At 34.5% G+C, this 7,016-nt stretch carries 9 protein-coding genes; 8 read left to right on the top strand and 1 reads right to left on the bottom strand.

Annotated elements, in window-relative coordinates; genetic code table 11:
• The 8 genes from KBI38_03160 to KBI38_03125 all read left to right on the top strand — a co-directional run.
• Positions 1–335 (top strand): methyl-accepting chemotaxis protein (locus tag KBI38_03160; protein MBP8629065.1); only part of this gene is annotated, 335 nt, incomplete at its 5' end.
• Positions 336–397: 62 nt separating this feature from the next.
• Complete coding sequence (locus KBI38_03155) at positions 398–1,741, top strand: MATE family efflux transporter (GenBank protein MBP8629064.1); 1,344 nt, start codon at positions 398–400, stop codon at positions 1,739–1,741.
• A 33-nt stretch (positions 1,742–1,774) separates the two neighbouring features.
• Positions 1,775–2,053, top strand: a complete 279-nt coding sequence (locus KBI38_03150) for a hypothetical protein (GenBank protein MBP8629063.1) — start codon at positions 1,775–1,777, stop codon at positions 2,051–2,053.
• A 141-nt stretch (positions 2,054–2,194) separates the two neighbouring features.
• Positions 2,195–2,413 (top strand): ferrous iron transport protein A, encoded by a 219-nt coding sequence (locus KBI38_03145; protein MBP8629062.1) that lies wholly within the window; start codon positions 2,195–2,197, stop codon positions 2,411–2,413.
• Between the two features lie 15 nt (positions 2,414–2,428).
• Positions 2,429–4,276 (top strand): ferrous iron transport protein B, encoded by a 1,848-nt coding sequence (gene feoB / locus KBI38_03140; GenBank protein ID MBP8629061.1) that lies wholly within the window; start codon positions 2,429–2,431, stop codon positions 4,274–4,276.
• A 13-nt stretch (positions 4,277–4,289) separates the two neighbouring features.
• Positions 4,290–4,445 (top strand): hypothetical protein, encoded by a 156-nt coding sequence (locus tag KBI38_03135; GenBank protein ID MBP8629060.1) that lies wholly within the window; start codon positions 4,290–4,292, stop codon positions 4,443–4,445.
• Positions 4,446–4,567: 122 nt separating this feature from the next.
• The gene (locus KBI38_03130; protein MBP8629059.1) at positions 4,568–5,332 is read left to right on the top strand and encodes a histidinol phosphate phosphatase; all 765 of its coding nucleotides are present in this window, start codon (positions 4,568–4,570) and stop codon (positions 5,330–5,332) included.
• A 117-nt stretch (positions 5,333–5,449) separates the two neighbouring features.
• Positions 5,450–6,121: a GGDEF domain-containing protein gene (locus tag KBI38_03125; GenBank protein ID MBP8629058.1), complete on the top strand. Its 672-nt coding sequence runs from the start codon at positions 5,450–5,452 to the stop codon at positions 6,119–6,121.
• 83 nt (positions 6,122–6,204) lie between these two features.
• Here the strand turns inward: KBI38_03125 and KBI38_03120 are convergent, their stop codons facing one another.
• On the bottom strand, positions 6,205–6,888 hold the full coding sequence (locus tag KBI38_03120; GenBank protein MBP8629057.1) for a hypothetical protein: 684 nt from the start codon (positions 6,886–6,888) through the stop codon (positions 6,205–6,207).
• Between the last annotated feature and the right edge of the window lie 128 nt (positions 6,889–7,016).

Genomic DNA, 7,016 nt, shown 5'->3' with positions numbered 1-7,016 from the left:
AACAAAACGTTCAAGGGGTAGTCCAAGGGATGAATGTGGTACAAACTGCCGGCACTAGTTTTGGTGAAATTGCGCAAGAGGTTAAAGTTCTAATCGAGGAAATTAAGAATATTGGAATGTTAATTAATAAAATTTCACAAGGTAGTGAATGTGTGGCAGAAGAAATAAATAAAGTTACGGAATTTAGTAATGAAATGGCGGGAGATACTCAAAGTGTATCAGCGGCCAGTGAAGAACAATCAGCGACAATGAAGGAAATAGCATACTCTATTGGTGCACTTAATGATGTAACAGCGAAGCTAAATGCGGCAGTTAATTATTTTAAAATAAAATAAGATAATTTCAATAGAGCTGTTATAGCTAAAATAACAGCTCTATTGAAAAATAAGGATGTAAGATGACGACAACGCTAACAAGACCAAATAGCTCATTATTAAAATTATCATGGCCAATATTGTTGGAATTACTGTTACAGATATTAGTTGGTAATGTTGATCAGCTTATGATAAGTCATTATTCGCAACCGGCAGTGGCAGCGATTGGCAATGCTAATCAAATTATTAATATTGTGATTATTTTATTAACGGTGACCAGTACTGCCAATACGATTTTACTGAGTCAATATTTAGGAGCGAGAAATAATTTAAAAATAGCAGAAATCTGTACAGTCTCATTAGTGTTAAATGCCTTATTCAGCTTAATGACCAGTGTAGTGCTGTTATTGTTTGGCAAAACATTGTTACAGTGGTTACAAGTACCGGTTGATATCTTAGAAGAAGCTAGCTTGTATTTGAAAATAGTTGGTGGAGGCATAATTTTACAAGGAATATATTTTTCCTTGGTATCGAGTTTTCGTGGGTTTTCTTATATTAAAATGACATTAGTGGTGTCAATTATTATGAATATTTTCCATGTTGGTAGCAACTATGTGCTTATTTTTGGAATGGGCGCTATTCCGGCACTAGGCGTATTAGGGGTGTCAATATCAACGAACCTAAGTAAGTTTTTAGGACTAGTTATTTTGCTGGTTTTATTTTTTAGGTATTTAAAAATTGAGCTTAGCTGGCGGTATCTAAAACCATTTCCTTGGGATAGTGCGAAAAAAATATTGTCTATTGCAGTGCCGTCAGGAGCTGAAACCTTATCATATCAACTTTCGCAGACTTTTATTATGAAAATTGTTAATGTTTTTGGCTTAATTGTGATTAACACCAAAATTTATGTCTATATTATGGCAATGTTTTGTTATAGCTATGCCTTAGCGATATCAGCAGCAATGCAAATTGTTATGGGCTATTTAATTGGTGAGAAAAACTTTGGACAAGTTAGTACAACGGTTTGGAAAGCCGTCGGTATTGCTACTCTTATTACCGGTTTGATTACCACGACATTATATTTTAATAGTGATATAGTTTTTAGGATTTTTACTGATAATGAAGAAATTTTAAAATTAGGACAGCAAATATTTTTCATTGAAATTTTCCTGGAAATCGGGCGAGCGGTAAATATTGTAATGGTTAGAGCACTACAAGCCGCCGGTGATATTAAAACGCCGGTGACAGTGGGGATTGGCGGAATGTGGTTTATTGCGGTATTTGGTGCTTATATCCTAGGAATTGTTTTAAATTTTGGATTGGTTGGGGTCTGGATTGCGATGGCACTAGATGAAATTATAAGGGCATTAATTTTTATTTATCGCTGGCAAAGCGGTAGATGGCAACAGAAAATTTTAATCAACTAAAATAAAAGTGAATTTTCTGAAAATGAAACCGGTGTGGTATTTAAAGAAATTGTGGAAAGAATCAATAAGGTTAATGCACAATTAATTGCGGAACAAGAATCAGTAAAACAAATTAGCGCCGGTAGTGAACAAATTAATCATTCAACGCATAATATTCAACTATTGAGTCGCACTGCTTCCGATGAAGCGCAAAATGTTTCAGCGGCAACAGAAGAGCAATCGGCATCAATGAATGAAATTTCAACAGCAAGCCGTTCTTTAGCAACGTTAGCACAAGATTTACAAACAGAAATTAGCAAATTTAAAATGTAAAAACCTAAAGAGATAATTTAGCTTAAGCTAAGTTATCTCTTTTTTTGAAGTTTGTTGAACTTATTAATGTTTGACAAGTATTAATAGTATTGTTACAATCAAATCAGATGATAATGATTTTCATTATATAGGGGTGGTTAGATGGTTTTAGCAGAAGTGGAACGAGGACAAAAAGTTAGAATTCTTAAGATAGAGGATGAAACAATTAGAGCACAAGCGATTCGCTTTGGTATTTCTAGTGGTAGTGAAGTTAAATGTAGTGAAAAAATAGTAGCCGGTCCAATTATAATTTCTAAGGGAAAACAGGAAATTGCAATTGGCAGAAAATTAGCAGAAAGAATAACAGTAGTTATAGTTTAAAGTGGTGAGAAGATTATGAGCAAACAAGAACCGATAAAAGCCATGGAAATTCATGGTGAAAAAAAGAAAATAGTATTAGCCGGTAACCCTAATGTGGGAAAATCAGTTTTTTTTAATTCCTTAACAGGAATATATGTTGATGTATCAAATTTTCCAGGCACGACAGTAGATGTGTCACATGGTCATTTTGAAGAATATGCAGTGATAGACACTCCAGGGGTTTATGGAATATCTTCCTTCAATGACGAAGAAAAAGTGGCGAGAGATGTAATCTTGACCGCGGACTTAATTGTAAATGTTGTTGATGCTGTTCATTTGGAACGGGATTTGTTTTTGAGTCTTCAGGTTATTGAAACGGGAATTCCAACCATTATTGTATTGAATATGATGGATGATGCGAAAAGAGAAGGCCTAAAAATAGATTTAGCACTGTTGGAAGAACAACTAGGAGTCCCTGTTATTCCGGCAGTAGCAATCAAAGGCAAAGGGTTAAAAGAACTTAAAGAAAAGCTCAGAGAAGCGCGAACTGGTAATATTCCCCTAGAACGTCAAGCGCAACTAAAAGCTTTAACTTGCCGTAATTATTGTCGCCAATCGGAAGCGTTGTTAATTTTGGAAGGCGATGAGATTGTAGCAAAAAGGATTGGGGTAGCTCCCGGTACGCAGCGTGAGGAAATTTATCAGGAGCGTCGTCAAAGGGTTGATAAAATTGTTGCGGCAGTTGTTAGCGAAACCTTAGATGGAGCTACTTTTGCCACAAAATTGGGTCGAGCGATGTTAAATCCGTTGACTGGTGTGCCAATTTTTTTAATGGCATTAGCCTGTATGTACTATATAATAGGGGTGTTGGTAGCACAAGATATTGTCGGTTTGACCGAAGAAACAATAATGCAAGGAATGTATGAGCCGGCGGTTAGAACTTTTATCAGTTCGATGATTTATCCTGAATCAGTTCTAGGTAAGTTTTTAATCGGTGAATTTGGCTTATTAACAATGACAGTAACTTATGTTTTTGGGTTGTTATTGCCATTGGTGTTAGGATTTTATTTTATTTTATCAGTAATGGAAGACTCAGGCTATTTACCAAGATTAGCAGCCTTAGTGGATCGCGTTATGAATGCGGTAGGCTTAAATGGTCGAGCAATTATTCCAATGATTTTAGGGTTTGGCTGTGTGACTTTAGCAATTATCTCTACTAGGTTACTTGGTTCGCAACGTGAACGGACGATTGGTGTAGCTTTATTGGGCTTGGCAATTCCTTGTTCGGCGCAATTAGGAGTTATCACTGGCTTGTTGGCAGCGTTAGGTCCAATGTATGTTGCACTTTATGTCGGTATTATAGTCTTGGTCTTAGGGGTGGTTGGTCGTGTTTTACATAAGATTTTACCGGGTGAAGCGACGGACTTATTAATTGATTTACCACCGCTTAGATTCCCACGCATTAGCAATGTTGCACAAAAAATGTTTATTAAATCTTATGGGTTTATCAAAGAAGCCACACCGGTGTTTGCCCTAGGTGCATTGATTATTACGACATTAGATGTTACTAATTCTTTGGTGCAGATTCAAGACTTTTTAGCACCATTGACCAATGGTTGGTTGAAATTACCGCGTGAAACGGCTAATGTTTTTATCATGGGTTTGATTAGACGTGATTTTGGGGCGGCTGGTTTAAGCAATATGGTGCTAAGTCCGGAGCAACTATTGGTTTCCTTGGTAACAATAACTTTATTTGTTCCTTGTATTGCTTCGGTGATAGTGTTATTTAAAGAACGTAGCAAAACTGAAGGGTTATTAGTTTGGTTTGGTTCTTGGGTTGCAGCCTTTTTGATTGGCGGGCTTGTGGCTCAAATCATAATTTAAAGAAGGTATTAATATGGCAAAGCGTTGTCCAGTTTGTAATAATTTAATAAAAGATGTAACTTTATTGCGGTGTCCCCGTTGTAATAAATTGTTAGTGACACCTTGTAACGGTGAATGTAGTAAATGTGGACAAAGCAAAGTTTGTCCTACCACTAAAATAATGAAATAAGTAATAATCAGCTGGTGAAAATAATATATTTTAGCCAGCTGATTTTTATATGGTAAGTTGTACTTTTTAAAAAGTAGTTATATACTAAATTTAAGTTGTTAGTAAAACAGGAGGTCATAATGGTGTTTGATACTCATTTACATACGGAAATATCTTCTGATTCAGAAATGAAAATAGAAGAAGCAATAAAACAGGCGAAGGCCTTAAATTTGGGGCTGATTATTACTGAACACATGGATTTGTTTTATCCTGAGGATAATAAGTTTATCTTTGATGTTGAGCAATTTTTTCAAAACTATGAACAATATCGCAGTGATAAGTTGTTGCTAGGGATTGAAGTTGGGATGCAATTAAAATGTGTAACAGAAATTAAAGAAATTATTAAAAAGAACAACTTTGATTTTGTCCTTGGCTCTATTCATATGGTTGAAGGAATAGATATTTATCATCAAGAATATTATCAGCAATCGAAGGAAGAAGCTTATAATAAATATTTTAAGGCTATGACAGATTGTATCAAGGCGTTTGAAGATATTGATAGTTTAGGTCATATTGATTATATTGCCAGATATGCAGTGTATGAAGATAAGGAAATGTATTATGAAATTTTCCAAGAAGCTTATGATAAATTATTGAAAACTTTAGCTCAAGCTGATAAAGCCTTGGAAATTAATACACGGCGGTTAACTGATCCTCGGGCGATTGCAGTATTATTGCCAGTTTATAAGAGATTTAAACAACTAGGTGGTAAATATGTTACCATTGGTTCTGACGCTCATAAGGTTTGTGATATTGGTGCTAATTTTTCAGAAGGCAATAAAATTGCTGCCGCGTGTGGGTTAAGACCGGTATTTTTTAAAGAGCGGAAAATAGAATACGCCAAATAATGTCGAAAAATGACTCAAAAAAGGGTACGAAAATATTTGTCTTTCGGTAGACTTATGAGTTAAAATGAATTAATATATTTTTGAGAATATAATTCCATAACTTAGGGGATAGAGAGAATGAATCATCTAATATTTCAAAATGCAAAAGGCATTTTAGGGCTGAGCGGAATGATATTAGGTTTTTTAATGTACCTCGTGAATAGCTTAATTGTTCACGGGTATATTGCTATGTCTCAAGGAGCGTTGTGGATTATATTTGGTATTATTCTTACTATCATGGGCTTTGTGATTGGTAGTATTTTAAGCTTATTTCATTATTGGGCCTATCGAGATTTTTTAACCGGAGTATGGAATCGAAAATATTTTTCTTATAAGCTAAAAGAAGAAATAAAGATAAAGCGCAAAACCGGTATGGAGTTTTGTGTGGCATTGATTGATATGGATAATTTTAAGCAGGTTAATGACACTTATGGTCATTCTTATGGCGATGAGGTTATTAAGCAAGTTGCGAAGGTACTGAAACGTAATGTTCGTAAAGGTGATGAAGTTATTCGGCTGGGGGGCGATGAATTTGCAATAATCTTCCCCAAAACCTCAGAAGATAAAGCTAATATTATTTCCGAAAGAATTAGGGCTGTGGTTGAAAGAAAATGCTCTCATGTGACAGTTAGCATTGGTATTTTAGCGATAAATAATGATGTTGATGCTAATTGTGTGTTTAATTTTGTTGACGATATGTTATATAGTGCGAAGGAAACGAAAAACTCAATTCGCAGTATGGCAATATAAAAAGAGATTACCGAGTACTGACTCCTTAAGGTTGGCGTTAATTCTAACCCCAAGGAGCTTATGTTGCGGTAATCTCTTTTTTGTTATAGTTTAGTTGGATCAGTAGCAGTTGGTTGTGGTGTAGTATGGATATTTTGCTTAATCAGTGCTAAATCACCTAAGATGTTAAGGCTAAACGGTGCCTCTAAGATTGATGCTTTATTAAATTCTAAGATAACTTCTTCATGTTTTTTAGGGGCGGTGTTTTTAGCGTTTAAAATTTCGAGACTTTTTTGAATTAGTTGGAGCTGTTGATTGGAAAAATTGATTGTTTTAGTAATAATATTTTGTACTAAGACTTGATTTTTATCGGATAAATTTGGTGGTGGTGCTAGTTTTAATAATTCAGCATTGAAGTTTTCTATGTTATGGAGCAAGTCTTGTAATTTTACTGTAGCATATTGAAAACTAATTTCATCATTTTTCAGCATTTCGTGTAAATTGTTATAATCTTTGTTAAAAGCATCAATTTTATCAATTTGTTTTAAATAATTGCTATACCATTTGCTAAAAGAGGTGTACTCAGCAATTGCTAACTCTTGTTGCTCTGCTGTTAATTGAGGTGAACTGTTATTAGGAACGGTAATTGTAAATGGTAATAAAATAATACCGAGTATTGCTATTATTTTAAAATATTGCTGCTTTTTTAACGCTAACGCAACTAAGGCTGTTAAAATTATGGTTAAAGCCAGCGCTAGTATTTTAATGGTGATAATAGATGTAATCATGATTAAACTCCTTTTTTAAACTGTTTAGTATCTTCGACATGTTTAGGGCAGTTCCTTTTTTTAGAATAGCTATTGTCAAAGAATACTATTGTAGATATACTTTACTTTAATGTAAGTTTTTGAAAAAA

It is taken from the genome of Negativicutes bacterium (genome assembly GCA_018052945.1).
Classification (GTDB): Bacteria; Bacillota; Negativicutes; order JAGPMH01; family JAGPMH01; genus JAGPMH01.
Note: the sequence above shows the minus strand (reverse complement) of the source record. Positions and strands in the feature narration are given on the sequence as shown.

Excerpts from the sequence above, each read along its gene's own strand:
- KBI38_03155 (MBP8629064.1), top strand. The coding sequence starts at position 398 with ATGACGACAACGCTAACAAGACCAAATAGCTCATTATTAAAATTATCA.
- KBI38_03120 (MBP8629057.1), bottom strand. The coding sequence starts at position 6,888 with ATGATTACATCTATTATCACCATTAAAATACTAGCGCTGGCTTTAACC.
- KBI38_03145 (MBP8629062.1), top strand. The coding sequence starts at position 2,195 with ATGGTTTTAGCAGAAGTGGAACGAGGACAAAAAGTTAGAATTCTTAAG.
- KBI38_03135 (MBP8629060.1), top strand. The coding sequence starts at position 4,290 with ATGGCAAAGCGTTGTCCAGTTTGTAATAATTTAATAAAAGATGTAACT.
- KBI38_03125 (MBP8629058.1), top strand. The coding sequence starts at position 5,450 with ATGAATCATCTAATATTTCAAAATGCAAAAGGCATTTTAGGGCTGAGC.
- feoB (MBP8629061.1), top strand. The coding sequence starts at position 2,429 with ATGAGCAAACAAGAACCGATAAAAGCCATGGAAATTCATGGTGAAAAA.